This window comes from Bacillus sp. JJ1521, from assembly GCF_036965165.1.
Classification (GTDB): domain Bacteria; phylum Bacillota; class Bacilli; order Bacillales; family Bacillaceae_L; genus Ferdinandcohnia.
On sequence record NZ_JBALOX010000083.1, the window covers coordinates 1 to 646 of the forward strand.

At 33.0% G+C, this 646-nt stretch carries 1 protein-coding gene; it reads right to left on the bottom strand.

The window, feature by feature from the left end; translation table 11 throughout:
* Nucleotides 1-646, bottom strand: a 646-nt coding sequence (locus V7147_RS12960) for a tyrosine-type recombinase/integrase (protein WP_335368280.1), incomplete at both ends; no start/stop codon positions are given.

A 646-nucleotide genomic window follows, 5' to 3' on the forward strand; every position in this document is an offset into this window, starting at 1 on the left:
GTGGACTAATGTGTATCGTAGATGAAGTCTTTTTAATCATATTATTTAAGATTATTCGGACTCCCCTAGTTGTTAAAGGTCCACCTCGAAAATTAAGGAATAGATTGTTTGTATGTACTGATGCTTTTTCGAGCAATTCCTTGCGACCATTTGATAGATAGTTTGTAAGTGCTTGTTCGGCATAGCTTCCAAAAGGAACATAGCGTTGTTTATTGCCTTTTCCATGAACAAACACAGTTCCTAATGAAAAGTCCAAATCCTCTAGTGTAAGTTTACAGCATTCACTTACACGGATTCCAGTCGCATAAAGCAATTCAAGTAGAGCTTGATNNNNCTTTTGTTCCCTTTTTGGCAATGAAACCAAAGTAAATGGATTTTGAGAAATTAGCTTTTCCCTAAGAAGAAAATTAAAATAACTGCGCAATGTTGAAATCTTTTTTGCAACGGTTCGTCTTGCATATTGTTTCTTATAGAGCTCTGTAAGATACAATCGAACATCTGAATACGTTACTTCAGATAAATTTGAGATAGACTCTCGTTTCAAAAATAAGAAAAAATGTTCAATCGATTGTTCATAATGGACAATTGTATATTCTGAATAATTTTTCTCAATTTGTAAATAATCTTTGAACAACTGTAACGATTT